This window comes from Streptococcus oralis (assembly GCF_021497885.1).
Taxonomy (GTDB): Bacteria; Bacillota; Bacilli; order Lactobacillales; family Streptococcaceae; genus Streptococcus; species Streptococcus oralis_BQ.
The window spans coordinates 872,872-899,741 of the sequence record NZ_CP046523.1; the positions used below are offsets into that span (position 1 = coordinate 872,872).

General features: G+C 39.4%; 27 protein-coding genes. 24 read left to right on the top strand and 3 right to left on the bottom strand.

Annotation, left to right across the window (positions count from 1 at the left end):
* The first annotated feature begins 14 nt into the window (after positions 1 to 14).
* Genes GOM48_RS04430 through GOM48_RS04440 form a run of 3 tightly spaced genes read left to right on the top strand, consistent with a single transcriptional unit; the run spans position 15 to position 2,906 of the window.
* Entirely contained in the window at positions 15 to 2,144 is a 2,130-nt protein-coding gene (locus GOM48_RS04430; protein ID WP_235098567.1) for a Tex family protein, read from the top strand.
* Positions 2,131 to 2,574 carry a SprT family protein gene (locus GOM48_RS04435; protein ID WP_235098570.1) on the top strand — a complete coding sequence of 148 codons (444 nt, stop codon included), beginning with the start codon at positions 2,131 to 2,133 and terminating at the stop codon, positions 2,572 to 2,574. Before GOM48_RS04430 ends, GOM48_RS04435 begins: the two co-directional genes overlap by 14 nt.
* A gap of 59 nt (positions 2,575 to 2,633) precedes the next feature.
* On the top strand, positions 2,634 to 2,906 hold the full coding sequence (locus GOM48_RS04440; RefSeq protein ID WP_235098572.1) for a PspC domain-containing protein: 273 nt from the start codon (positions 2,634 to 2,636) through the stop codon (positions 2,904 to 2,906).
* A gap of 104 nt (positions 2,907 to 3,010) precedes the next feature.
* Here the strand turns inward: GOM48_RS04440 and GOM48_RS04445 are convergent, their stop codons facing one another.
* Together GOM48_RS04445 and GOM48_RS04450 are read right to left on the bottom strand one after the other, a co-directional pair.
* Positions 3,011 to 3,661: an ABC transporter ATP-binding protein gene (locus GOM48_RS04445; protein ID WP_235098574.1), complete on the bottom strand. Its 651-nt coding sequence runs from the start codon at positions 3,659 to 3,661 to the stop codon at positions 3,011 to 3,013.
* Between the two features lies 1 nt (position 3,662).
* Positions 3,663 to 5,657: a DUF1430 domain-containing protein gene (locus GOM48_RS04450; RefSeq protein WP_235098576.1), complete on the bottom strand. Its 1,995-nt coding sequence runs from the start codon at positions 5,655 to 5,657 to the stop codon at positions 3,663 to 3,665.
* A gap of 445 nt (positions 5,658 to 6,102) precedes the next feature.
* On the opposite strand from GOM48_RS04450, the gene GOM48_RS04455 reads away from it, so the two are divergent.
* Together GOM48_RS04455 and GOM48_RS04460 are read left to right on the top strand one after the other, a co-directional pair.
* Positions 6,103 to 6,861 carry an ABC transporter ATP-binding protein gene (locus GOM48_RS04455; protein ID WP_235098577.1) on the top strand — a complete coding sequence of 253 codons (759 nt, stop codon included), beginning with the start codon at positions 6,103 to 6,105 and terminating at the stop codon, positions 6,859 to 6,861.
* 1 nt (position 6,862) lies between these two features.
* Positions 6,863 to 8,851, top strand: a complete 1,989-nt coding sequence (locus tag GOM48_RS04460) for an ABC transporter permease (RefSeq protein WP_235098579.1) — start codon at positions 6,863 to 6,865, stop codon at positions 8,849 to 8,851.
* 39 nt (positions 8,852 to 8,890) lie between these two features.
* Here GOM48_RS04460 and GOM48_RS04465 read toward each other — a convergent pair whose 3' ends face one another.
* Complete coding sequence (locus tag GOM48_RS04465) at positions 8,891 to 9,586, bottom strand: VIT family protein (protein WP_235098581.1); 696 nt, start codon at positions 9,584 to 9,586, stop codon at positions 8,891 to 8,893.
* A gap of 235 nt (positions 9,587 to 9,821) precedes the next feature.
* Here GOM48_RS04465 and efeO point away from each other — a divergent pair, with 235 nt between their 5' ends.
* The 19 genes from efeO to GOM48_RS04560 all read left to right on the top strand — a co-directional run bounded on the left by efeO (position 9,822) and on the right by GOM48_RS04560 (position 26,837).
* Positions 9,822 to 10,694, top strand: a complete 873-nt coding sequence (gene efeO, locus GOM48_RS04470; RefSeq protein ID WP_235098583.1) for an iron uptake system protein EfeO — start codon at positions 9,822 to 9,824, stop codon at positions 10,692 to 10,694.
* Between the two features lie 5 nt (positions 10,695 to 10,699).
* Positions 10,700 to 11,914, top strand: a complete 1,215-nt coding sequence (efeB, locus tag GOM48_RS04475; protein ID WP_235098585.1) for an iron uptake transporter deferrochelatase/peroxidase subunit — start codon at positions 10,700 to 10,702, stop codon at positions 11,912 to 11,914.
* The gene (locus GOM48_RS04480; protein ID WP_235098587.1) at positions 11,889 to 13,577 is read left to right on the top strand and encodes an FTR1 family iron permease; all 1,689 of its coding nucleotides are present in this window, start codon (positions 11,889 to 11,891) and stop codon (positions 13,575 to 13,577) included. The genes efeB and GOM48_RS04480 overlap by 26 nt, the downstream gene beginning before the upstream one ends.
* A complete protein-coding gene (gene tatC / locus GOM48_RS04485; RefSeq protein ID WP_235098589.1) occupies positions 13,578 to 14,309 on the top strand; it encodes a twin-arginine translocase subunit TatC in 732 nt (243 codons plus the stop codon).
* Positions 14,293 to 14,463 (top strand): twin-arginine translocase TatA/TatE family subunit, encoded by a 171-nt coding sequence (locus tag GOM48_RS04490; protein WP_038806076.1) that lies wholly within the window; start codon positions 14,293 to 14,295, stop codon positions 14,461 to 14,463. Before tatC ends, GOM48_RS04490 begins: the two co-directional genes overlap by 17 nt.
* Positions 14,464 to 14,826: 363 nt before the next feature.
* Positions 14,827 to 15,534, top strand: coding sequence for a 2-C-methyl-D-erythritol 4-phosphate cytidylyltransferase (locus GOM48_RS04495; RefSeq protein ID WP_084946027.1), 708 nt, complete (start codon positions 14,827 to 14,829; stop codon positions 15,532 to 15,534).
* Between the two features lie 4 nt (positions 15,535 to 15,538).
* Positions 15,539 to 16,561: a ribitol-5-phosphate dehydrogenase gene (locus tag GOM48_RS04500; RefSeq protein ID WP_038806078.1), complete on the top strand. Its 1,023-nt coding sequence runs from the start codon at positions 15,539 to 15,541 to the stop codon at positions 16,559 to 16,561.
* A gap of 15 nt (positions 16,562 to 16,576) precedes the next feature.
* Positions 16,577 to 17,446 carry a phosphotransferase family protein gene (locus GOM48_RS04505; protein ID WP_235098591.1) on the top strand — a complete coding sequence of 290 codons (870 nt, stop codon included), beginning with the start codon at positions 16,577 to 16,579 and terminating at the stop codon, positions 17,444 to 17,446.
* A complete protein-coding gene (locus GOM48_RS04510) occupies positions 17,436 to 18,314 on the top strand; it encodes a DMT family transporter (RefSeq protein WP_038805329.1) in 879 nt (292 codons plus the stop codon). The genes GOM48_RS04505 and GOM48_RS04510 overlap by 11 nt, the downstream gene beginning before the upstream one ends.
* 11 nt (positions 18,315 to 18,325) lie before the next feature.
* Complete coding sequence (locus GOM48_RS04515) at positions 18,326 to 19,015, top strand: sugar phosphate nucleotidyltransferase (RefSeq protein ID WP_125448450.1); 690 nt, start codon at positions 18,326 to 18,328, stop codon at positions 19,013 to 19,015.
* Between the two features lie 217 nt (positions 19,016 to 19,232).
* Positions 19,233 to 19,709 carry a PTS sugar transporter subunit IIA gene (locus GOM48_RS04520; protein WP_000521968.1) on the top strand — a complete coding sequence of 159 codons (477 nt, stop codon included), beginning with the start codon at positions 19,233 to 19,235 and terminating at the stop codon, positions 19,707 to 19,709.
* Between the two features lie 37 nt (positions 19,710 to 19,746).
* The gene (locus GOM48_RS04525; RefSeq protein WP_061388572.1) at positions 19,747 to 20,052 is read left to right on the top strand and encodes a PTS sugar transporter subunit IIB; all 306 of its coding nucleotides are present in this window, start codon (positions 19,747 to 19,749) and stop codon (positions 20,050 to 20,052) included.
* 44 nt (positions 20,053 to 20,096) lie between these two features.
* Complete coding sequence (locus GOM48_RS04530) at positions 20,097 to 21,572, top strand: PTS galactitol transporter subunit IIC (RefSeq protein ID WP_000382511.1); 1,476 nt, start codon at positions 20,097 to 20,099, stop codon at positions 21,570 to 21,572.
* 107 nt (positions 21,573 to 21,679) lie between these two features.
* Positions 21,680 to 22,576, top strand: coding sequence for an aldose 1-epimerase family protein (locus GOM48_RS04535; RefSeq protein WP_235098593.1), 897 nt, complete (start codon positions 21,680 to 21,682; stop codon positions 22,574 to 22,576).
* A 291-nt stretch (positions 22,577 to 22,867) separates the two neighbouring features.
* Entirely contained in the window at positions 22,868 to 23,293 is a 426-nt protein-coding gene (gene lacA, locus GOM48_RS04540; RefSeq protein WP_235098595.1) for a galactose-6-phosphate isomerase subunit LacA, read from the top strand.
* A 30-nt stretch (positions 23,294 to 23,323) separates the two neighbouring features.
* Positions 23,324 to 23,839 carry a galactose-6-phosphate isomerase subunit LacB gene (gene lacB, locus GOM48_RS04545; RefSeq protein WP_001216921.1) on the top strand — a complete coding sequence of 172 codons (516 nt, stop codon included), beginning with the start codon at positions 23,324 to 23,326 and terminating at the stop codon, positions 23,837 to 23,839.
* Positions 23,840 to 23,849: 10 nt separating this feature from the next.
* On the top strand, positions 23,850 to 24,779 hold the full coding sequence (locus tag GOM48_RS04550; RefSeq protein WP_235098596.1) for a tagatose-6-phosphate kinase: 930 nt from the start codon (positions 23,850 to 23,852) through the stop codon (positions 24,777 to 24,779).
* Position 24,780: 1 nt separating this feature from the next.
* A complete protein-coding gene (gene lacD, locus GOM48_RS04555; protein WP_235098599.1) occupies positions 24,781 to 25,761 on the top strand; it encodes a tagatose-bisphosphate aldolase in 981 nt (326 codons plus the stop codon).
* Between the two features lie 239 nt (positions 25,762 to 26,000).
* Positions 26,001 to 26,837 carry a PRD domain-containing protein gene (locus tag GOM48_RS04560; RefSeq protein WP_235098602.1) on the top strand — a complete coding sequence of 279 codons (837 nt, stop codon included), beginning with the start codon at positions 26,001 to 26,003 and terminating at the stop codon, positions 26,835 to 26,837.
* Positions 26,838 to 26,870: the final 33 nt, after the last annotated feature.

Consider the following 26,870-nt stretch of genomic DNA (forward strand, 5'->3'; position numbering starts at 1 on the left):
GGTATAATAGGTTTATGGATAAAAAATATGAAAAAATCTCCCAAGATTTGGGAGTGACCTTAAAGCAAATCGATACTGTTCTAAGTCTGACGGCAGAAGGGGCGACAATTCCCTTCATCGCGCGTTACCGGAAGGACATGACTGGTAGTCTGGATGAGGTGGCGATTAAGGCTATTATCGACTTGGATAAAAGTCTGACAAATCTCAACGACCGTAAAGAAGCTGTCTTAGCTAAGATTCAAGAACAAGGCAAACTAACCAAGGAATTGGAAGCAGCTATTTTGGCAGCTGAGAAATTAGCAGACGTAGAAGAACTCTATCTTCCTTATAAGGAAAAACGTCGGACCAAGGCAACCATTGCCCGTGAAGCTGGACTCTTTCCTCTTGCTCGCTTGATTTTGCAGAATGTAGCTGACTTAGAGAAAGAGGCTGAGAAGTTTGTCTGTGAAGGCTTTGCGACTGGTCAAGAAGCCTTGGCTGGTGCGGTTGATATCTTGGTCGAAGCCTTATCGGAAGATGTGACTTTACGTTCACTGACCTATCAGGAAGTGTTTAGACACTCTAAAATCACTTCGCAAGTCAAGGATGAAAGTCTCGATGAAAAACAAGTTTTTCAGATTTATTATGATTTTTCAGAGACCGTTGGCAACATGCAGGGTTATCGTACCTTGGCCCTCAATCGTGGGGAAAAACTAGGTATTTTGAAGGTTGGCTTTGAACATGCGACAGACCGTATCTTATCTTTCTTTGCTGCTCGTTTTAAGGTGAAAAATGCCTATATAGATGAAGTTGTTCAACAGTCAGTTAAGAAAAAGGTCTTGCCTGCTATTGAGCGACGCATTCGGACAGAATTAACTGAGAAAGCAGAAGAAGGAGCTATCCAACTCTTTTCTGACAATCTGCGTAATCTCCTATTGGTTGCTCCGCTGAAAGGGCGTGTGGTTCTAGGTTTTGACCCTGCCTTTCGTACAGGTGCCAAGCTGGCTGTCGTTGATGCGACAGGAAAAATGCTGACGACCCAAGTCATCTATCCTGTTAAACCAGCCTCAGCTCGTCAAATCGAAGAAGCCAAGAAAGATTTGGCGGACTTGATTGGTCAATACGGTGTGGAAATTATTGCTATCGGAAATGGGACGGCCAGTCGGGAAAGCGAAGCCTTTGTTGCGGAAGTTCTGAAAGATTTTCCTGAGGTTAGCTATGTTATCGTCAATGAAAGTGGCGCTTCTGTCTACTCTGCCAGTGAACTTGCTCGTCAGGAGTTTCCAGAATTAACTGTTGAAAAACGCTCTGCTATCTCTATTGCCCGACGTTTACAGGATCCCCTTGCCGAATTGGTCAAAATCGATCCTAAGTCAATCGGTGTCGGGCAATACCAGCACGATGTCAGTCAGAAGAAACTGTCTGAAAGTCTGGACTTTGTCGTGGATACCGTGGTTAACCAAGTCGGTGTCAATATCAACACAGCCAGCCCAGCACTTCTCTCCCACGTAGCTGGACTTAATAAAACTATCTCTGAAAATATTGTCAAATACCGCGAGGGAGAAGGAAAAATCACTTCACGCGCCCAAATTAAGAAGGTTCCTCGTCTGGGTGCCAAGACCTTTGAACAGGCTGCTGGTTTCCTCCGTATCCCAGAAAGTAGCAATATCCTTGATAATACGGGAGTTCACCCAGAAAACTATGCTGCGGTTAAGGAGCTCTTCAAACGCTTGGATATCAAGGACTTAAATGAAGAAGCACAAAACAAGCTTAAGTCGCTTTCAGTTAAGGAAATGGCGCAAGAACTAGACCTTGGTCCAGAAACGCTTAAAGATATCATTGCAGACCTTCTCAAACCAGGTCGAGATTTCCGTGATTCCTTTGATGCACCTGTGCTTCGTCAAGATGTCTTGGATATCAAAGACTTAAAAGTCGGCCAGAAGCTAGAAGGTGTGGTGCGTAATGTTGTTGATTTCGGTGCATTCGTTGATATTGGGATTCACGAGGATGGCTTGATCCATATTTCCCACATGAGTCACAAATTTATCAAATATCCTAGTCAAGTGGTGTCTGTTGGAGATTTGGTAACGGTTTGGGTTAAGAAAATCGATACCGAACGTGAAAAAGTCAATCTGTCGCTCCTAGCTCCAGATGAATCTAACTGAGTACGTTCAATCTGTTTCCCTCGAAGACTTTGGTAGACCTTTCACGCACCAAGCCCAGTGGAATTCTCGTCTGCGAACGACAGGTGGACGATTTTTCCCTAAGGATGGGCATTTGGATTTTAATCCTAAGATTTATAATGAACTAGGTTTGGAAGTCTTTCGCAAAATCGTGCGCCATGAACTCTGTCACTATCACCTTTATTTTCAGCAAAAGGGGTATCGACATAAGGACCGAGATTTCAAGGAACTTTTGAAAGAGGTGGATGGACTACGCTTTGTACCACCTTTGAAAAGTCAGGATAGTTACCTAGTCTATCAGTGCCAATCTTGCCAACAAACCTATCAACGCAAGAGAAAGATTGACACGAAACGCTATCGCTGTGGCGTCTGCCGAGGTAAACTCGTTATCTTAAATCGGCCTAAGGACTGATGTTCTTGTTCCCGTTTTATGCTATACTACTTGTAAGAATACCGAAAGAGGAACAAATCATGAATACAAAATTTTATAAAATGAGACGAAATCGCATGGTGTCAGGAGTTTTAGCTGGCCTATCAGACAAGTGGAAACTTGATGTAACCCTAGTCCGCTTTCTCTTCGCCATTTTCACTGTGGCAAATTTTGGAATCGGTGTGATTATTTACATCATCCTTGCCTCTATCCTGCCAACTAAGGAAGAGATTGATGCGGAAATGTATGGAACAGGACCACGAAAAATCAAAGAAGCCCAACCAATAAATGATGATGATGGCTGGTTTTGGTGAGATTTAACAGGAAGTATTTATTATTTGCACTATGTTACTTAAAAGAAGCAGCATAAATGACTGAAAATCCCTTGTGGTTATTTAGCCACAAGGGATTTTGGTATTTAAGTATATTCTTTTCCATCTTGAGAGAGATGAATTACCTGATCAGCCATTTTCCAGATACTAGGATTGTGAGTTGCGATGATAATTGTTCTATTAGCATTACGAAGTTCAAGGAGAATTTCCATAATTTCCTTGGAATTTTTTGGATCTAGCGAGGCGGTAGGCTCATCAGCTAAAATCAAAGGAGGATCTTTCAGGATAATCTTAGCAAGCGCTAAGCGTTGAGCTTCACCACCAGATAATTCATAGATTTTTTGGTTGAGACTTAGATAATCTAGTCTGACAGCTTGTAGTGCTTGAAGAAGAAGTCTCTCTTTTTCTTGTTTCTTGTTCTGTTTTTTGCCAATCAGTCCCAGCTCAAGATTTTCTCGAATGGTCTGACTTTCTAATAGTCCGAAGTTCTGGAAGAGATAACCTAGCTCGTTACGATAGAATTCCTCATTTTTTAGTGAAGTCAAAGGCTTTCCTTTGTAAACTATTTCTCCTTTGTCGAAAGTCTCTAGTTTTGCAAGCATATTGAGCAAAGTGGTTTTTCCACAACCACTGTCTCCTATCAAAGCATACACCATACCACTTTGAAAATTCAGATTCAAGTCTGAAAAAATAATACGAGAACCAAATTGTTTCCAAATATGTTGTAATTCAATCATACTATCCTCCTTTGATGATGCTAGCATAGGTTTTACTTTCCTTCTTATCACAGATTTTCAATAGAAGAACGGCTAAACTTGAAAAGCTGAAAAATAGGATCAGGGTAATCCAGATATTCTTAGAAATAATGAAAGCTAGACCACTTCCGAGAAAGAGAGCTATTATTTGAGAAGTGATATATCTACTGTGTAATTCAAAGAAATAATAGCCTGCGATTTTTTTCAAGAATATGGTTTTGCGAAAGGCTTCAAAATAGAGCAGATTTAAACTTGTAAACAGCAAAATTGAAGTCAAAATAGCAAACATAGCACTCGCTAAGTTACTAAAAATTTCGATTTTAATTTTTTGATTTAACTGGAGATAGGTTTCCCTAGCAGACGATAGCTTTGAGACCATATGATCAAGTTGATAGTGTTTCAAAAGTTCTTGTGTCTGGTGGAGGTCTGTAAAATAGAGATATTCTAGATTTGTAAACCAGAAGATGGAGGAAGCCTTGCCAAGTGCTTTAGGAGAAAGCACAAGAAAGATGGGATTTGATAACCATTGATCATAAGCAATATGGGCGGTATTATAGAGAAATACATCATTTTTTTGATTGGTATAAGCTATACTAACTTCGACAGTTTGATTAGACTTGCTACTGTATAATCGGTTGGTTAACTCTTGTTGCAAGGTTGATTTTATATCTTTTTCATTTTTTTGTAGTTCTTCTGGGAGTATGGCAAGAATCTGTCCATCTTTGAGGGTGTTGATTTTTTGAAAGGTTTCTGATGTTAACTTTATACCTTCTTTTTTGAAGTAGTTAGGTGTTACATAGAGAATATTTTTTCCTTCCACACCATAAGGGTTATTTTCAGTTTCATTATGATTTGAGGTAGCTTGCTTAAGAGCTTGCTCAACTAGATTATGTTTAATAAGGAAGGCATTCTCATTATCTATAGCATGCTGAATAAAGTCAAACCATTTATCAGCATTTGTCTGCAGTTCATCTAAATTTTTCATCTGACTGGAACGCCCTGTTTGAAGAGTAACAACATTGGAGCGTTGTTCCCAAGTAGCTTGTCCAGCCTCATTTTTCTCAAGTATATGATAGTAAGTAGACATACGTCCAAATCCTACAATAACCAGTAGAATGGCAAGTACCTGACCAAAGTAGAGAATGCGTAGGATTGACTTGATTGGTAATTTCCCTTTGATGATAGAGAGGAGATGAACTTTTTTCAAAGAAATGGTAAAAAGAAGGGCAATTAGGAGGCTAAGTAAGAAAAGTAGGCTATTGTAAAGAATAAAAAGTATTCCTAAAAAAGTTTGAACCTCATAAGGATATCCTAGGGAAATGAGCAAGACACTTGCTATCAGCAAAGCAGGTAGACCAAAAAGAAGGATATCAAGTCCGTCTCTTGCGAGAGAACGAAAAAAGAGATGGCTCAGTCGTTCTCCAGAAATCAACCGAATCCCTGACTGAGAGAGAGATTGAATCTGACCGATAACAATCAAAGCTAAGAAAGTCAGCAAAAAGATTAACATACTGGTAAGTTGATTAGGTTGGGTAAAGAGGGCAAATACAAAGGATACTCTGTCATTTTCAAATGCATTCGCTTTTTCTAGTCCAAGTTCTTTCAGATGAGTGGCCAATTCTTGACTAGTTAGGGATCCGCTGATAATATTGTAGTTGTTGAGAAGATCGCTTTTGTGAATGCTTTCTTGACTTGCTGGAGGCATCCAGTCTGGGAGTTGCCCATCTCCAAACGCTTCGTAGTAAGTTTGTGATTTTCCATCACTATCTACTTCCCAAATGGTTCTTGCGATGAGACTATTATGTTTCCTAGCAAGACTGTCTAATTCTTGTTTGAGGGTAGTATAATCGGCTTGTCCACTGTGTACAGCCACACCTGGAAATAGGCGTTGAGGAAGAGCTTCTTTCCAAAAGGACAGAGTCGCAATGAGGAAGAAAGTTAAAAGAAGATTGCTGATGAAGAGAAAAACACGTTTCATAGGAACCTCTTTCTAAAAAAGAGGGAGCTGAACCTCCCTCCTTATAGCAGTGATACGAATGATAGTTTAGCACCTTTAAAAATAATTAGCAGAAAGCCAATTCTTTTACAAGATGTTAAAGAAAGCCTTTTCATAACTTAATTTTACTATTTTTTTAAGAATAAAACAAGCAATGACAGGACTCCCTATAGTAGCCATTTTCAAAAAAATTCCTCAATCTTACAAAAATGTAAGATTAAAGTCTCTTTTGTAAGGTTAGGTTATGGCAGGCCGCCTTTTTTTACGATAAACTAGACTCATAATGAACAAAGGAGCAACATCATGAAAAGAATCTTACAAAAGAAAAGAAGAAAACCAAGCCAAAAAGATATCGAGCGTGTTCAACTGGGATGCGCTATGATGCAAGCACAGTTTCAATTGATGGGATATTAAGAAGGAGAAAATCATGACACTTTTAGATGTAAAACACGTTCAAAAAATCTATAAAACACGTTTTCAAGGCAACCAAGTAGAGGCACTCAAAGATATTCACTTTACCGTAGAGAAGGGTGACTACGTTGCTATCATGGGTGAGTCTGGTTCAGGAAAGTCAACCCTGCTCAACATCCTAGCTATGCTGGATAAACCGACTAGCGGGCAGGTTTACTTAAACGGAACAGACACAGCCACTATTAAGAATTCACAGGCTTCGAGTTTCCGTCGTGAGAAGTTGGGATTTGTCTTTCAAGATTTTAACTTGCTAGATACCCTGTCTGTTAAGGACAATATCTTGCTTCCGCTAGTGTTATCTCGAAAACCTATCACTGAGATGATGAAGAAATTGGTGGTAACAGCTGAGAATTTGGGCATCAACCAATTGCAAGAGAAGTACCCTTACGAGATCTCAGGTGGTCAAAAACAGCGGGTAGCAGTAGCACGCGCCATCATCACTGAACCTGAAATTCTCCTTGCAGATGAGCCAACAGGAGCCCTTGACTCCAAATCATCAGCAGCTCTTCTAGATGTTTTTGATGAAATCAATGAACGAGGCCAAACCATTCTTATGGTAACTCACTCAACCGCGGCAGCCAGCAGGGCCAAGCGCGTTCTCTTTATCAAAGACGGCATTCTTTACAACCAAATCTACCGCGGAGACAAGACAGAGCGTCAGATGTTCCAAGAAATCTCTGATACTTTGACTGTTATGGCAAGCGAGGTGAATTAGTATGTTCCGATTGACTAATAAGTTAGCGGTGTCAAACTTAATCAAAAACCGCAAACTCTACTATCCCTTTGCCCTTGCTGTTCTCTTAGCAGTGACCATCACCTATCTCTTTTACTCACTGTCACTTAATCCTAATATTGGCAAGATCCGTGGGGGAGAAACTATCTCTATGACCCTGGCTCTCGGTATGGTGGTTGTTACCATCGCTTCTGGAATTATTGTCCTTTATGCCAATAGTTTTGTCATGAAGAACCGCTCAAAGGAGCTGGGTGTATATGGTATGCTGGGTCTTGAAAAGCGCCATTTAATCAGTATGGTTTTTAAGGAGCTTGTTATTTTTGGTTCCTTAACCTTGACAGCTGGTCTCGGCTTAGGAGCCCTCTTTGATAAACTAATCTTTGCTCTTCTTCTGAAGTTAATGAAAATGAAGGTAGAGCTCGTTTCAACCTTCCAACCAATCGTCTTTATTTTAGTTCTCATCGTCTTTGGCGCTATCTTCCTAGGTTTGATTTTTATCAATGCATTTCGCATCGCACGCATGAATGCCCTTCAGCTCTCTCGTGAAAAAGCCAGTGGTGAGAAAAAAGGACGATTCTTAGGTTTCCAAACCATTCTAGGTCTAATCAGTCTAGCAGCTGGTTACTACCTAGCAATAACAGTCGAAAACCCACTTTCTGCTGTTCTGATTTTCTTCGTAGCAGTTTTGTTGGTAATCTTTGGTACCTATCTCTTGTTTAATGCAGGGATCACAGTTTTCCTACAAATATTGAAGAAAAATAAGCGTTACTATTACCAACCTAATAACATGATTTCCGTGTCCAATCTCATTTTCCGCATGAAGAAAAATGCGGTTGGTCTGGCGACGATTGCTATTCTCTCAACCATGGTCTTGGTGACTATGTCTGCTACAACGAGCGTCTTCAAGGCTTCAGAAACTTTCAAAAAGGTCATGAATCCACATGATTTTGGGATAACAGGACAGAATGTTGAAAAAGAAGACATAGAAAAACTCTTGAACCAGTATGCTAGCGATAAGGGATTGACTGTAACAAAGAAAGAAGTCCTTACATACAGTAACTTTGGTGTGGCAAATCAAGAAGGTACAAAATTGACAATTTTTGAGAAAGGTCAAAATCGTGTTCAACCGAAAACTATTTTTATGGTCTTTGACCAAAAAGACTATGAGAATATGACGGGGCAAAAACTTGCACTTTCAGGTAAGGAAGTTGGATTGTTTACTAAAAACAAAGAACTTCAAGGACAAAAAGAACTGACTCTGAATGACCAGATCTACACAATCAAGGAAGAAATCAAAAAGGATTTTATTCTTGAACATGTCCCAAATCAGTACAATATTCTAACTTCGGACTATAACTATCTGGTTGTTCCTGACCTACAAGCCTTTCTTGACCAACATCCTAATTCTTCTATCTTTAATCAATACTATGGTGGTATGAATGTAACGGCTAGCGAGGACGAGCAGCTTAAAATTGCAGATGACTATTCAAAATTCGTTAACAACTTTAATAGAGAATTAAACAAAGAAGGAAGCTATGTTTATGGAAGTAACCTGGCTGATAGTAGTGCTCAGATGAGTGCTCTCTTTGGTGGAGTCTTCTTCATCGGTATCTTCCTTTCTATCATCTTTATGGTGGGAACAGTCCTCGTTATCTACTACAAACAAATCTCTGAAGGCTATGAAGACCGTGAACGTTTCATCATTTTGCAAAAAGTCGGTCTCGATCAAAAGCAAATCAAGCAAACCATCAACAAACAGGTCCTAACTGTTTTCTTCCTCCCATTGCTATTTGCCTTCCTACACCTTGCCTTTGCCTATCACATGCTTAGCCTCATCCTAAAAGTCATTGGGGTACTAGATGCAACCATGATGTTGACTGTCACTTTGTCGATTTGTGCAATCTTCCTCATCGTCTATGTTTTAATTTTTATGATTACCTCAAGAAGCTATCGCAAGATTGTGCAAATGTAAAAAAGATACCTCGATGCTGGTCGAGGTATTTCTTTTATCTTAGATACTAAAGAGTTGTCCTAAGAGGAAGGTTACTCCCATGGTGAGAAGTCCGATACAGAGGTTACGGATCATAGCAGTTTTCGTAGGAGCTTTTCCTAATTTAGCACTGGTATAGCCAGTGACGAGAAGGGAAAGGGCCACGATAAAAACAGTAGCAGGAATGCGATAGTCACTTGGAAAGACAGTGATCGAAAGCATAGGAGGAAGACTTCCCAGTACAAAGGCGATAAAGCTAGAGATGGCAGCATGCCAAGGATTGGTAAATTCTTCGTACTCGATACCGTATTTTTCCTCGACCAAGGCTTTGAGTGGATTTTTTAAAAAGGCCTTGTTGGTCAAGAGTTGGGCGGACGTTTCACACTCACCATTTTGAAGGTAAGCGGCATAGAGGGATTGTTTTGCAGATTCGATGTCCTTATCCAAGAGCAATTGTTCTCTGGCAACAGCGGCTTCTTCCGTGTCTTTCTGAGTGGATACAGAGACATATTCGCCACCTGCCATAGAAAAAGCACCAGCGAGGATAGCGGCCAATCCTGATAAAAAGATAATCAAGATACTGCTCGTCGCACTGGCAACACCGATAACGACTCCAGCGATGGAAATAATCCCGTCATTGGCACCCAGAACACCCGCGCGCAGGATATTGAGTCGGCCTGCAAAGTTTGCATCAATTTCATGTTTTATTTCTGTCATAGTCATCTCCTTTCTCTCCATTATAGAGAAAAGAGTAGGGGAAAACAATCTTTTTAAACTATCTGAAAAAAGTTCTACAATTCTAATTTTTAAGCGCTTTTCTAATTCTGCCGAAAAATGCTACTTCAAATTCTCCAATATTAAATTTTCTGACAATTTGTTGAAAAACTAAGGAAAGGATGTCATAATGGAACGTAAAATAAATTCAGGCTTCCTGAACCAATAGGAGTAACTAATGAAAAAACTAGGTGTTGTCCTTTTATCTTCTGCTTTGCTATTGACAGCATGTGCAGTCCGTTTTGAAAAATCAACCGAGACAAGTGATTCCTCTAAGGTGACAGCTTTATCAGATGACAAACAAAAACTACTTGATAAGGCAACCGCAGATTATAAGACTTTTGTTCAAGGACAAATTGATAAGCTTTTAACGGATACAGAAGGATTTGTCCAGCTTTTGAAAGACGGAAAATTGGAGGAAGCCAAGAAAGCTTATCCACTTGTTCGTATGGCTTATGAACGTTCAGAACCAATCGCTGAGAGTTTTGGTGAGTCAGATGTCAAGATTGACTTCCGTTTAGCAGACTATATGGACGAAAACAAGACAGAGGAAGGTTGGTCAGGTTTCCACCGTATCGAGCGTATCCTTTGGGAAGAAAACACAACTAAGGGGATCGAAAGTTATGGAGATCAGCTTGTCAATGATATCAAAGAGTTGAAGGCTAAGGTAGCGACTGTTGAAGTAGATCACAAGATTATGTTGACTGGAGCAGTTGACTTGCTTAACGAAGTGGCGACAAGCAAGATTACGGGTGAAGAGGAAATCTACTCTCATACAGATTTGTACGACTTCCGCGCTAATATCGAGGGAGCTGAAAAGATATTTCAACTCTTTAAACCTTTACTAGAAAAATCAGATGCTGCTTTAGTTAAAGAATTAGAAGCTGATTTCAAATCTGTTAATAGCTTGTTGGACAAACATATGACAGATAAGGAACACTACAAACTTTATACAGACTTAACCAAAGAAGACACCAAGGAATTGGCTGAAGCCGTGACAAAACTTGGTGAACCTCTATCACAAATGGGCAAATTTCTTGATGGAGAATAAGCGGTATGACTAAGAAAGACGAAAAGTTTTTTGAGAAAAAAATGGACCGTCGAGAATTTCTAAAAAAAGCGGGTATTGGAGGTGCTGGTCTAGCACTTGGTCTCTCTGGTGCCTCCGCTTTTTTAGCGCCTAAGCTAGACAAGCAGGAAAAAATCTCGGACGGTAATGAAAAGATTGACTTTTATGGGAAACACCAAGCGGGTATCACGACCCCTATGCAGAAGAATATCTATTTTGTTGTCCTAGATTTGCATACGACAGATAAAGATAAGATTATCCAGCTTTTTAAGGATTGGACGGATTATAGTGCCAAGTTGGTAGAAGGAGAATTGGTCAAAAAAGATGGTCAGAATGCCCTCTTGCCTCCTAGCGATACTGGAGAAACAGTGGGGCTAAATCCTCATCGTTTAACGCTGACTTTTGGTGTGTCTGCTAGTTTCCTGAAAAAGATGAATTTGGAGCACAAGCGTCCTCAACTTTTTAGGGATTTCCCCCCCTTTCCAAAGGAGCAACTGCGTGAAAAATATACTGGTGGAGATATTGTTATCCAAGCCTGTGCAGATGACGAGCAAGTTGCTTTTCATGCTATTCGCAATCTTATCCGTAAAGGGAGAAATGCAGTGACCCTCCGTTGGAGCCAATCTGGATTTGCTGCTATTGGGGATCGTATGGAGACACCACGCAACCTTTTTGGTTTCAAAGATGGAACAGCCAATGTGACCAAAGAAAAGGATTTTGATCGTGTTGTCTGGGCCGACAGCAAGGACTGGATGGAAAATGGATCCTATATGGCCGTTCGTCGCATCCAAATGTTTCTCGATACTTGGGATCGAACCAATCTTGAAGAGCAAGAAAATACCTTTGGTCGTTATAAGGAAAGTGGTGCTCCCTTTGGTAAGAAGAATGAGTTTGATGAAGTAGATTTGAGTCTTTTACCAAATGATTCGCATGTTCGATTAGCCAAAGAGGTAGATAAGCCACTCTTACGACGTTCCTATTCATACTCAGATGGCATTGATGATAAGACTGGACAATTTGACACAGGCTTACTCTTTATCTCTTTCCAGAAAGATCCAGACAATTTTGTCAAGGTTCAAACCAACCTCGGAGCTACAGACAAGATGAATGAGTATGTAACCCACATCGGTAGCGGTCTTTTTGCCTGCTTTGGTGGAGTAGAGAAAGGAGGCTATATTGGTCAGAAATTATTGGAAGACTAGCATTTGTTTCTTGGCTTTGTCTGTTCTCTTGTTAACTATTTCTCCTGTTAGTGCGAAGGAAAGTCTGAGTTCTTATTTTGTAAAGATTACGGATGCCTCTCAGGCTTTAAAAAACGGAAATCAGGCAGAAGCCAAGGCCCTAGTTAGAGAAATGGCAATGGATTTTGAAACAGTAGAACATGCTGATTCAGATGCTGGAAAGGTTGTCAAGGAAAAACTTGACCTGTCAGGGGAGATTAGTGAAGAAAATCTGACACAGATCTCCTCTGCCCTTCTAGCTTTTGAAAAAGAGCAAAATCCAGTAGATCTTGATGCTGAAAAGGAAAAACTTGTCAGTCGCTTAAGACCACGTTTTGAGACTTTGGATAAGGCAATTTCTTCCAAAGACATAGAGCAAATTCGAGAAGCCTATAAAAAGATGAATTCCACTTGGACGATCAATGAGAGTGTTGTCCGTGACAACAGTACAGCTCATTATGGTCAAGTAGAAACAGCTATTTCTTTCTTACGGAGTAGCATTGAAACGGAGCCGACAGATTATGATGCTATCCAGTCTTCTTTTAATGGCTTAAAAACTGCCATTGATAACTTCGTAGATGGCAAAGAAGTGGCGACAAGTTCCTCTAATCTAAGTCTCAAAGATGGCATTTCCCTTCTCAAAAAAGCCTTGGAAGAATTTAAAGCTGGAAACCCGACGGCAGGGACAGTTGCCATGAAAGAGTTTATTACTATATGGCCAACTGTTGAAGGTTCTGTTAGTACGACCAATCCTTCCCTCTACACCCGAGTTGAAAGTGAAAGCCCTGTAATCATGGTTAAGGGAAGTGAGAAGGAATATCAAGAAAAATTAGAAAAACTGATTGCAGATTTATCTCAAATTGACACTAGTGCTACCTACAATGCTTTTGATGCTATGCTCATTCTCTTACGTGAAGGAGTAGAGGCCCTCTTAATCGTCATGGCTCTAGTCACAACTTTAAAAGCAGCCAAGATGCGCAAAGGACTCAAGTGGGTATACGGTGGAGCCCTAACAGGTATCGTTGCGAGTCTAGTGATTGCATTTATACTACAAATTGCCTTTCCTGCAGTAACATCAGGGGTCAATCGCGAAATCATCGAAGGATCTGTTGGTATTTTTGCGGTAGTGATGATGATTTTGATTGGTATCTGGCTTCACAGTAAATCCTCGATCAAAAAATGGAATGACTTTATGGATTCGCAGATGAAAACTGTGACCAAGACAGGTTCATTCATTTCCATGTTTGCTCTTAGTTTTCTAGCTGTTTTCCGTGAAGGAGCAGAGACCATTCTATTTTACGTAGGGATTTTACCGAAAATATCTCGTTTTGAGTTTATCCTAGGTATTTCTCTAGCCTTGTTAGTCTTGCTGATTATTGCATTTCTGATGAACAAGGCGAGTCAATTCTTCCTACCTCATAAGGTCTTCTTTATCTTAACTTGGATGATTTATGCTCTTGCCTTCAAGATGCTTGGAGTTAGTGTGCATGCTTTGCAGCTGACAAATATGGCACCAAATCACCTGCTATCAAGTTTCCCAACTATCGACCTATTGGGCATCTATCCAAGTTGGGAAGGTTTAGGAAGTCAACTAGTCTTTTTGATAATTGTTTTGGTTGTCACATTGAGACAGGGTGAAAAGTAGATGGATACAAAAGAATTGACAATCGTTGAACATCTGGTAGAATTTAGAAAGAGATTCATTGCTGTTATAGTCTGTTTTTCTATAGTTTTCTGCGGAGCTTTATTGTTTGCTGATCAGCTTTATTACTATCTGACTCAGTCCTTTAATCAAAAGTTGATTGTATTAGGTCCAAATGACATTCTGTGGATTTATTTGCGCTTGGCGAGTCTAATGTCCTTTACCATTACGCTACCTTTTACAGTTTATCAGATTTGGAGTTTTATCAAACCAGGATTGAAAACAGAAGAAGCAAGAGCAATCTTTGTCTATATTCCAGCTAGTTTTATTTGCTTTCTACTTGGACTGGCCTTTGGATTCTACTTTGTGACACCAGCCTTACTTCAAGTGCTTTTAGGTCTTGGGGAAGGATTATTTGAAACTCAATTAACAGCGCAGAACTACTTAGCCTTTGTTTTTCAAACAACCCTACCCTTGGGTTTCATCTTTGAATTGCCTGTCATCATCGCTTTTCTAACGTCGATTGGCTTGATTGGACCAGGGTTCTTAGTTACCTATCGCCGTTATGCATACTTTATTTTATTGGTACTAGCTGTTATTTTGACACCTGCTGATTTTATCAGCGATCTAGCTATGACTGTTCCTTTAATCTCGCTCTATGAGCTTAGTATTGCAATTAGCAAGAGTATTGTAAAGAAAAAAATGAAAGGAGAAAAGAATGGGAATCTTACGTGATATCGGTGCTCCAGGATTGATTATCATTGTTTTAGGGGCACTCTTAATCTTTGGACCAAAACGGTTACCAGAACTTGGTGAATCAATCGGTAAAATGCTGTCTGAATTTAAAAAGGCAGTTAAAGGAATTGGTGACCAAGATCAGGAAAAGTAATCTATTCCATAATCATACATAAAAACAAGAAAGTTAGGAACTGTAGCTATCGAGACAAATTTGAACAGTTTCCTAGCTTGTTTTTGTATTCTAAAAAATGTGTTTAAGTTTTCTTTAAGGTTTATATTATATTCTAAAGAACTCTATATTAACCGAATGTTATAAAGGAAATATAGAGGATAATCTATTTTTCTTTCTTAATTTGTTATGAACTTTTCAGATTTAGTTTCGTATTGTTCACTTTTTGACCGAAATAGTTAGTGGATTCAACTAAATGACTCTCTGTCTTTTCTTCATTATAGAGGCAGATTGTGATATAATAGATGGTAATGAGTTTTTTAGAATAAACAAAGGAGAAAATATATGATCTATGCAGGAATCCTAGCCGGAGGAACTGGCACACGCATGGGAATCAGTAATTTACCAAAACAATTTTTGGAGTTGGGTGATCGTCCTATTTTGATTCACACAATCGAAAAATTTGTCTTGGAGCCAAGCATTGAAAAAATTGTAGTTGGAGTTCATGGAGATTGGGTATCACACGCTGAGGACTTGGTTGACAAGTATCTTTCTCTTCACAAGGATCGTATCATCATTACCAAGGGTGGTGCTGATCGTAATAGCAGTATCGAGAAGATTATAGAAGCCATTGATGCCTACCGTCCAATTACTCCAGAAGATATCGTGATTACCCACGACTCTGTTCGTCCCTTTATCACACTTCGCATGATTCAGGACAATATCAAGCTCGCTCAAGATCATGATGCAGTTGACACAGTAGTAGAAGCGGTTGATACCATTGTTGAAAGCACTAATGGGCAGTTTATCACTGATATTCCAAATCGTGCTCACCTTTATCAAGGTCAAACACCTCAGACTTTCCGCTGCAAGGATTTCATGGATTTGTATGGTTCCCTATCTGATCAAGAAAAGGAAATCCTGACGGATGCATGTAAGATTTTTGTCATCAAAGGGAAAGATGTTGCCCTAGCTAAAGGGGAATACTCAAACCTTAAAATCACAACTGTAACAGACTTAAAAATCGCGAAAAGCATGATTGAGAAAGACTAAGGATATGATTAATCAAATTTATCAACTGACCAAACCAAAGTTTATCAATGTAAAATACCAAGAAGAGGACATTGATCAGGAGAATCATATCCTGATTCGTCCAAATTATATGGCGGTTTGTCATGCGGATCAACGTTACTATCAAGGGAAGCGTGATCCAAAGATATTGGCTAAAAAGCTTCCTATGGCGATGATACACGAATCTTGTGGAACTGTTATTTCAGATCCAACTGGGACTTATGAGGTCGGTCAAAAGGTAGTTATGATTCCAAATCAACCGCCTATGCAGAGTGACAAGGAGTTCTACGAGAACTACATGACAGGGACCTACTTCCTATCTAGTGGTTATGATGGCTTTATGAGAGAATTTGTCTCTCTACCAAAAGATCGTGTTGTGTCTTATAATGACATTGAGGACACAGTTGCAGCCATTACCGAGTTTGTAAGTGTTGGTATGCATGCCATGGATCGATTCTTGAATCTTGCCCACAGCAAGCGAGAGCGCATCGCAGTTATCGGAGATGGAAGTTTGGCCTTTGTGGTTGCCAATATTATCAATTACACTCTACCAGAAGCAGAGATTATCGTGATTGGCCGTCATTGGGAAAAATTGGAGCTTTTCTCTTTTGCAAAAGAGTGCTACATCACGGATAACATTCCCGAGGATTTGACCTTTGATCATGGATTTGAATGCTGCGGTGGTGATGGTACAGGTCCAGCTATCAATGATTTGATTCGCTATATTCGTCCACAGGGAACGATCCTCATGATGGGAGTGAGCGAATACAAGGTTAATATCAATACACGAGATGCTTTGGAAAAAGGATTGTTATTAGTAGGTTCATCTCGCTCAGGACGCGTCGATTTTGAGAAGGCCATTCAAATGATGGAAGTTAAAAAGTTTGCGAATCGTCTGAAGAATATCCTTTATGTTGAAGAACCAGTGAGAGAAATCAAGGACATTCACCGTGTCTTTGCTACAGACCTAAATACTGCTTTTAAAACAGTATTTAAGTGGGAAGTGTAGGAGATGGAGGCTATTGTGGAGAAACTCATCAAAGAAAAAATTTCTTCTTTGCTATCTGAAGAAGAGGAAGTCCTCAGTGTTGAACAGCTAGGCGGTATGACCAATCAAAACTACTTGCTTAAAACAACCTCCAAACCCTATATTGTTAAGTTTTTCGGAAAAGGAACTGAAAAGCTCATCAATCGTCAAGATGAAAAATACAACCTTGAATTGTTGAAAGATTTGAATCTTGATGTCAAGAATTATCTCTTTGATATTGAGTCAGGGATTAAGGTTAATGAGTACATCGAATCAGCAGTAACTCTTGATTCAACATCAATCAAGACCAAGTTTGAAAAGATTGCCCCGATTCTACAGACCATTCATGCATCAGGTAAAGAACTAAGAGGAGAGTTTGCTCCTTTTGAGGAAATCAAAAAATACGAAGCCCTGATTGAGGGAAATATCCCTTACGCCAACTATGAAGCTGTAAGAAAAGATGTATTTTCGCTAGAGAAAAGGTTGGCTGATTTGGGTGTCGACAGAAAGTCTTGTCATATCGACTTGGTACCAGAAAACTTTATCGAATCACCACAAGGACGCATGTATTTGATCGACTGGGAATACTCTTCTATGAATGACCCGATGTGGGATTTGGCAGCTCTTTTCTTAGAGTCTGAATTTACAAATCAGGAAGAAGAAAACTTCCTTTCCTACTATGAGAGTGACAAAACACCTGTATCTCGCGAGAAGATTCGAATCTATAAAATCTTGCAAGATACCATTTGGAGTTTGTGGACAGTGTATAAAGAGGCTCAAGGGGCTGACTTTGGAGATTATGGTGCGAGTCGTTACAAAAGAGCTGTTGATGGTTTGACCTATTATGGAGGTTTGGATGAAGAATAAAAATGGTGTCTCTTTCGGTCTGCTCTCAGGGATTTTCTGGGGGCTAGGTCTGACAATTAGTTCTTATATCTTTTCGATTTTTACAAATCTTTCTCCCTTTGTGGTGGCGGCTGCTCATGATTTCTTGAGTATCTTTATCTTGTTAGCTTTTCTTTTGGTAAAAGAAGGAAAAGTTCGACTCTCGATTTTTCTAAATATTCGAAATGTCAGTGTTATTATCGGAGCCTTGCTAGCTGGACCAATAGGAATGCAGGCCAATCTTTATGCGGTTAAGTATATCGGTAGTTCTCTTGCATCTTCAGTATCAGCTATCTACCCAGCAGTTTCTGTTTTACTAGCATTTTTCATTTTGAAACACAAGGTATCTAAGAATACTGTGTTTGGTATTTTGTTGATTATCGCAGGTATTATTGCCCAGACTTACAAAGTTGAGCAGGTTAATTCTTTTTATATCGGAATTCTTTGTGCATTAGTTTGTGCCATCGCCTGGGGAAGTGAAAGTGTCCTTAGTTCCTACGCCATGGAAAGTGAATTAAGTGAAATTGAAGCACTCCTAATCCGTCAAGTAACCTCATTCTTGTCATACCTTGTCATTGTCCTTTTTTCTCATCATTCATTTGCAGAAGTAGCAGATGGACAATTACTCGGTTTGATGTTAGTCTTTGCAGCATGTAATATGATTTCTTATTTGGCTTATTACATTGCAATCAATCGGCTACAACCAGCAAAAGCAACTGGTTTGAACGTAAGCTATGTCGTTTGGACAGTATTGTTCTCAGCAATGCTTTTAGGTACACCACTCGATATGGTAACCATTATTACATCGCTTGTTGTCATGGCTGGTGTTTATATTATTATTAAAGAATAAAGGAGAATAGCGTGAAAGCAATTATCTTGGCAGCGGGATTGGGAACTCGTCTGCGTCCTATGACTGAAAATACCCCCAAAGCCTTGGTTAAGGTCAACCAAAAACCCTTGGTAGAATACCAAATTGAATTCTTGAAAGAAAGAGGAATTGATGAGATTATCATCGTTGTTGGCTACCTCAAAGAACAATTTGACTACCTAAAAGAAAAATATGGTGTTCGTTTAGTCTTTAACGACAAGTATGCTGATTACAACAACTTTTACTCACTTTATCTCGTTAAAGAAGACTTGGCTAACAGCTATGTGATTGATGCGGATAACTATCTTTTCAAAAATATGTTTAGAAACGATCTTAAACGTTCAACCTATTTCAGTGTTTATCGTGAAGACTGTGAGAATGAATGGTTCTTGGTTTATGGTGATGACTATAAAGTTCAAGACATCATCGTTGATAGCAAGGCTGGCCGTATTTTGAGTGGGGTTTCATTCTGGGATGCTCCAACTGCTGAAAAGATTGTTGGTTTTATTGACAAAGCATACGCAAGTGGTGAATTTGTTGATCTCTATTGGGACAACATGGTTAAAGACAATATCAAAGAATTAGATGTGTATGTCGAAGAATTAGAAGGCAACAGCATCTATGAAATCGATAGTGTTAAGGACTATCAAAAGCTAGAAGAAATTTTATCTTCCATTAACTAAATAACATTAGAATCAGTAACAAAAAGACCTATTTTGGTCTTTTTTTGTTTGAAATGCACGAAAATAGAATTTAAAAAGATTGTTTGATAATGATTGTAATTAATTAAAAAAACACAATCAACAAAAAAGAAACAAAATAAAACAAAAAGTATTGACAACGATTTCATATAGTGTTATACTTATAACGTAAAAGTTAATTGAAAGAAGGGAAACTGTTATGGGATTAGATCATTTCTTTGACAAAGACCTCGTGTTTTGCTTAGAAGCGGATAATCAAGAACAACTCTTTGATCAGGTAGCAACCTTATTGGAAGAACGAAAAATCGTGACTCCAACTTATCGTGAAGCCTTGATCACGCGTGAAAAGTCATTTCCGACTGGCTTAGATATGGAATTTCTGGGAAAGGACTTGCCAAATGTAGCGATTCCTCATACAGATATTGTTCATAATCTAGCCGAGAAAGTGGTGGTTGTTCGATTAGAAAAACCAGTAACTTTTCACAATATGATTGCTCCTGATAAGGAAGTAGAAGTATCCCTACTCTTCTTTATCATTAACAACTCAAGTTCAAGTCAAACAAATATTCTGGCTCAGTTGATGGACTTTTTCACAGGAAATGGACATCTGGAAGATCTATCAAAAATTTCGGAACCAGAAAAACTTTATGCTTACATTGCTGAAGCAACAGCTTAATCTTGTATATTAAAAAATAAAATCGGAGGAAATCCAAATGATCAAAATTCTCGCTGCCTGCGGTGCAGGTGTTAACTCAAGTCACCAAATTAAAAGTGCTCTTGAAGAAGAGCTTTCAAATCGTGGTTACGATGTTCACTGTGATGCAGTTATGGTAAAAGATGTGAATGAAGACCTTATGAAAGGCTACGATATCTTTACACCAATCGCTGCAACAGATCTTGGCTTTGAACCAGGTATTCCAGTTATTGAAGCTGGACCAATCTTGTTCCGTATTCCAGCAATGAGCGCTCCTGTATTTGACAATATTGAGGTAGCTATCAAAGAACACGGACTAAGCTAATTATTATTTTGTAAGATTCCATAAAAATAAAGGGAGGAACTATTATGGATGTCATTATCGAACTAGCCAATAAGATTTTCAAGCCAGTCTTGGAAATGGGTGGTCCTATCATCATGCTGATCATCTTGACAGTATTGGCTCTACTTTTTGGAGTGAAATTCTCCAAAGCGCTTGAAGGTGGTATCAAACTTGCCATCGCTCTTACTGGTATCGGTGCTATCATCGGTATGCTCAACGGAGCTTTCTCAGCATCTCTTGCGAAATTCGTTGAAAACACTGGTATTCAATTGAACATCACTGACGTTGGTTGGGCACCACTTGCTACGATCACTTGGGGTTCTGCATGGACACTTTACTTCTTGCTTGTGATGTTGATTGTCAACGTTGTGATGCTTGCTATGAAGAAAACGGACACACTTGATGTCGATATCTTCGATATCTGGCACTTGTCAATCACTGGTCTTCTGATCAAATGGTACGCAGACAACAATGGAGTTAGCCAAGGAGTTTCACTTTTCATCGCAACTGCAGCAGTTGTGCTTGTAGGTGTTTTGAAAATCATCAACTCTGACTTGATGAAACCAACATTCGACGACCTTCTTAATGCACCAAGTTCATCACCAATGACTTCAACTCACATGAACTACATGATGAACCCAGTTATCATGGTTTTGGATAAGATCTTCGATAAAGTATTGCCAGGTCTTGATAAATACGACTTTGATGCTGCAAAATTGAACAAGAAAATCGGTTTCTGGGGATCAAAATTCTTCATTGGTTTCATTCTTGGTATTGTTATTGGTTTGATGGGAACTCCACACCCAGTTGCTGGTGTAGAAGGAGCCGATAAATGGGAACTTGTTATTAAAGGTTGGTTGAGCCTTGGTTTGACTGCCGGTGTCTCCTTGGAGCTCTTCTCACTTATCGGATCTTGGTTCATCGCAGCCGTAGAACCACTTTCACAAGGTATTACAAACGTTGCTACTAAACGTCTTCAAGGACGTAAATTCAACATCGGTCTTGACTGGCCTTTCATCGCTGGTCGTGCTGAAATCTGGGCTTGTGCCAACGTACTTGCTCCAATCATGCTAGTAGAAGCAGTGCTTCTTTCAAACGTCGGAAATGGTATCTTGCCACTTGCAGGTATCATCGCTATGGGTGTAACTCCAGCTCTTTTGGTTGTTACTCGTGGTAAATTGCTCCGTATGATCATCTTCGGAACACTCTTGTTGCCACTCTTCCTTCTTTCAGGTACTCTTATCGCTCCATTTGCAACTGAACTTGCGAAAGGTGTAGGTGCCTTCCCAGAAGGTGTGAGCCAAACTCAATTGATCACTCACTCAACTCTTGAAGGACCAATCGAAAAACTATTTGGTTGGGCAATCGGTAATGCTACAACAGGTGATATCAAAGCAATCCTTGGTGCAGCAGCCTTCCTTGTATTCTATGTAGGTATCTTTGCTTGGTATAGAAAACAAATGATCAAACGTAACGAAGAATACGCAGCAAATGCTAAATAATTCGCTCCTATAAAATGTAAATTGTGAAAACTAGGTTGTCAATTTCCGACATTGGGAGTGACAACCTAGTTTTTTATATAAAGATCTAAAAATAGTTGGAGAATATTATGGTAATTGAAATAAAATCAGATCAGTTAACGGTTCAGTTTAAAACCTTAGGTGGCGCCTTGTCATCAATCAAGGATCGAGATGGCATTGAGTATCTGTGGCAAGGAGATGCCACCTATTGGAGTGGGCAAGCTCCAGTACTTTTTCCAATCTGTGGCTCTTTGAGAGAGGATACAGCCTTCTACAGTCACGCAGATGGAACGGAGACGAAAGGAAACATTCCTCGTCACGGTTTGGTCCGTAAAAAAGAATTTGAATTAGTTGAACAGACAGAAAACAGTGTTACTTTTGCTATCGAAGATGATGAGAATACTTATCAAAACTATCCTTATCATTTCCGCCTTGAAATCACTTATCTAGTGACTGGCAAGACTGTTCGTACTCAATACAAGATTTTCAATAAAGAAACGAATAAAGTAATGCCATTCTTTATAGGAGGACATCCAGGGTTTAATTGCCCTCTGCTGGATGGCGAAACTTATGAAGATTACTATTTAGAGTTTGAGAAAGAAGAGACTTGCTCTGTTCCCCGGCCTTTCCCAAAAACAGGAATGTTAGACTTCCAAGATAGAAGTCCATTGTTGGATGGGCAAAAAGAATTAGACCTTAGCTATGATTTGTTTAGCACAGATGCAGTGACTTTGGATGAGTTGCAATCCAGAACAATTGCCCTTCGTTCGCGCAAGCATGAGAAGGGATTAAAAGTACACTTCCAAGAGTTCTCAAATCTCATCATTTGGTCAACTTTGAATAAGGGACCTTTCATTGCGTTTGAACCATGGTCTGGCTTGTCAACATCTCTTGAAGAAGGAGATCATTTAGAAGATAAGAAAAACGTTCGTCTCTTGGAACCCGGTCAAGTGGATCAAATTGGTTTTGATATTGAAATCTTTTAGATTAAAAAATAAAACACAAAAACAAACATTTACTGTTGACTTTTTCTGAAAATAGGAGTATATTATGTTTGTAAACAACAAATGATGTTTGCAACAAACAAATAATCACTTGTTATATTCTCTTTCGCGGAGAAAGTTTGTTTCTAGGAAACTGATTTCCTAGACTTGGATAAGGTGTTATTCATCTCATTCAATCAAATTTGTCAATAAACTGCTAGAAAGTCTTTTGTAGGTAAACTGCTAGTTACAAAAGTCTTTACTGGCCTAGAATAATAAAAAGGAGTAAACAATATGTCTATTGTTATCGGTGCAGATGCTGCAGGTTTGAGATTGAAAGAAGTTGTGAAAGACTTCTTGGAAAAAGAAAATTTCCACGTTGTGGATGTTACAGCTGAAGGTCAAGACTTTGTTGATGTGACTCTTGCTGTTGCTGCAGAAGTAAACAAAGAAGAACAAAATCTTGGTATCGTGATTGATGCTTATGGGGCTGGTCCATTCATGGTCGCAACTAAAATCAAAGGAATGGTTGCTGCAGAAGTATCTGACGAACGTTCAGCTTATATGACTCGTGGACACAACAACTCACGTATGATCACTATGGGTGCACAACTTGTTGGTGATGAATTGTCTAAAAATATTGCTAAAGGTTTTGTTAACGGCAAATACGACGGTGGTCGTCACCAAATTCGTGTTGATATGTTGAACAAAATGTGCTAATTAGATTACAGTAAGAAAGGTAAGATAAAAATGAGAATTGCAATTGGATGTGACCACATCGTAACAGATGAAAAAATGGCGGTTTCAGAATTTTTGAAATCAAAAGGATATGAAGTCATCGACTTTGGTACCTATGACCACACACGTACTCACTACCCAATCTTTGGTAAAAAAGTTGGTGAAGCCGTTACAAGCGGTCAAGCTGATCTTGGGGTATGTATCTGTGGAACTGGTGTTGGTATCAACAACGCTGTTAACAAAGTCCCAGGTGTACGCTCTGCCTTGGTTCGTGATATGACAACAGCTCTTTATGCAAAAGAACAATTGAACGCCAACGTTATTGGTTTTGGTGGTAAAATCACTGGTGAATTGCTTATGTGCGATATCATTGAAGCTTTCATCAATGCTGAATACAAACCATCAGAAGAAAACAAAAAATTGATTGCGAAAATTGAGCACGTTGAAACTCACAATGCTCATCAAGCAGATGCAAACTTCTTTACAGAATTCCTTGAAAAATGGGATCGCGGTGAATACCACGACTAAGAGGTGACGCATGATTTTAACAGTCACAATGAATCCATCCATTGATATTTCTTATCCTTTGGATGAATTGAAAATTGACACTGTCAACCGTGTGGTGGACGTGACCAAGACAGCTGGTGGTAAAGGTCTCAATGTTACACGAGTTCTTTCAGAATTTGGTGATTCTGTTCTTGCTACTGGTTTAGTTGGTGGCAAACTTGGTGAGTTTTTAGTAGAACACATCGACGATAAAGTAACGAAACGTTTCTTCTCAATTCAAGGAGAGACTCGTAACTGTATCGCTATTCTACACGGAGACAACCAAACAGAAATCCTTGAAAAAGGGCCTGAAGTTCTAGAACAAGAAGGGCAAGACTTCTTGGTTCATTTCGAAAATCTTCTTGACACTGTGGAAGTAGTAGCCATCTCTGGTAGTCTGCCAGCAGGTCTTCCAGTTGACTACTATGCAAGCTTAGTAGAACTTGCTAATCGCGCAGGAAAACCAGTTGTTCTGGATTGCTCAGGTGCTGCCCTTCAGGCGGTTCTTGAATCACCACATAAACCAACAGTAATCAAACCAAATAACGAAGAATTGTCTCAGCTTCTTGGGAAAGAAGTTTCTGAGGATTTGGATGAATTAAAAGAAGTTCTTCAAGAGCCTCTATTTGCAGGGATTGAGTGGATAATCGTTTCACTTGGTGCAAATGGTGCTTTTGCAAAACATGGGGATACTTTCTACAAGGTAGATATTCCAAGAATTCAGGTAGTTAATCCTGTCGGATCTGGAGATTCTACTGTTGCAGGTATTTCATCAGGCCTTCTTCATAAGGAATCTGATCAAGAACTTCTTATCAAGGCCAATGTCCTTGGTATGCTCAATGCTCAAGAAAAGATGACAGGTCATGTCAATATGGCCAACTATCAAGCTTTATATGATCAATTAATAGTAAAAGAGGTATAAAATGGTTTTAACAGAAAATAAACGTGCATGCTTGCAAAAACTCTCTGATGAAAACGGCATCATCTCAGCTCTTGCCTTTGACCAACGTGGTGCTTTGAAACGTCTCATGGCTCAATACCAAACAGAAGAGCCAACTATGGCTCAAATGGAAGAACTCAAAGTCTTGGTAGCGGATGAATTGACAAAATACGCATCCTCTATGCTTCTTGACCCAGAGTATGGACTTCCAGCTACAAAAGCGCTTGATGCCAACGCCGGCCTTCTCCTTGCTTATGAAAAAACTGGCTACGACACAACAAGTACCAAACGCTTGCCAGACTGCTTGGATGTTTGGTCTGCCAAACGCATCAAGGAACAAGGTGCAGATGCTGTTAAGTTCTTGCTTTACTACGATGTAGACAGCTCTGACGAACTCAACCAACAAAAACAAGCCTACATCGAACGCATTGGCTCTGAGTGTGTGGCGGAAGACATTCCATTCTTCCTTGAAATCTTGGCTTACGATGAAAAAATCGCTGACGCAGGTTCTGCAGAATACGCAAAAGTGAAACCACACAAGGTTATCGGTGCCATGAAGGTCTTCTCAGACCCACGCTTCAACATCGATGTCTTGAAAGTGGAAGTTCCAGTCAACGTCAAATACGTTGAAGGCTTTGGCGATGGTGAAATCGTTCATACACGTGAAGAAGCAGCAGCCTTCTTCAAAGCGCAAGATGAAGCAACTAACTTGCCATACATCTACTTGAGTGCAGGTGTGTCAGCTAAACTCTTCCAAGAAACCCTTGTCTTTGCCCACGAATCAGGCGCAAACTTCAACGGAGTTCTTTGTGGCCGTGCTACATGGGCGGGATCAGTTGAAGCCTACATCAAAGACGGTGAAGCAGCAGCTCGTGAATGGCTACGTACAACTGGATTTGAGAACATTGACGAACTCAACAAGGTTCTTCAAACAACAGCGACTTCATGGACTGAACGTGTATAAGTTTTCCCCCTCCTAATCTTAGGAACATTGATCTAAATAAAAATTTTTAAAAAAGTTGAATGTAAAGGTTTACAAAAAAACTTACTTGTGCTATACTTAAATCACAAGTTAATACAAGGTGAGTGTTACTAAGTAATATTAGGCATGATCACAGGTGAATTAGAAATCGGCTGATTTTCTAGTTCATTTGTGGTCATTTTTTGTACTAATATACCTTTAAGATATAAAAGGAGGTTGACATGTATCGAATTCTAAATCCAATGAATCACAATGTCTCGCTTGTCAGAAATGATAAAGGAGAAGAAGTGATTGTGATTGGTAAGGGGATTGCATTTGGAAAGAAGAAGGGGGATTTGATTGCTGAACAGCAGGTTGAGAAAATCTTTCGGATGAAGACCGAAGAGTCAAGAGAAAACTTTATGGCTCTCCTCAAAGATGTTCCGCTTGATTTTATCACAGTGACTTATGAAATCATTGATAAGCTATCAAAGAAATATCATTATCCGATTCAAGAGTATCTCTACGTAACCTTGACAGATCATATTTACTGTTCTTACCAAGCTCTAGCACAAGGAAGGTACAAGGATAGTAATCTGCCAGATATTTCCACTAAGTATCCTGTCGCTTTTCAAATTGCAAATGAAGCATTTGAAATTTACCGTCAGAAGCTAGCGGATCATTTTCCTGAGGACGAAATTATTCGGATTGCTTATCATTTCATCAATGCTGAGGGTGAGAATGAAGTCCAAATGGTTGAGTCTATTGATAAGAGGAAAGAAATTCTCAGGAATGTTGAAGAAGTGCTAAAGGGTTATGCAATTCAACGAACCAAAGAGAATAATCATTTCTATGATCGCTTTATGATTCATTTGAATTATTTCCTGGATTATTTAGACCGCTCTAGAGATGATAACCAATCACTTCTGGATATGGAAGATCATATTAAACAATCCTATCCAAAAGCGTTCGAGATTGGTTCCAAGATCTATGATGTGATTACGCAACATACGGGTCTTGATTTGTATAAAAGTGAACGAGTTTATCTAGTTCTACATATCCAACGTTTATTGTCATAAAAATTTATTTAAAACTATATAAGGAGAATTCTA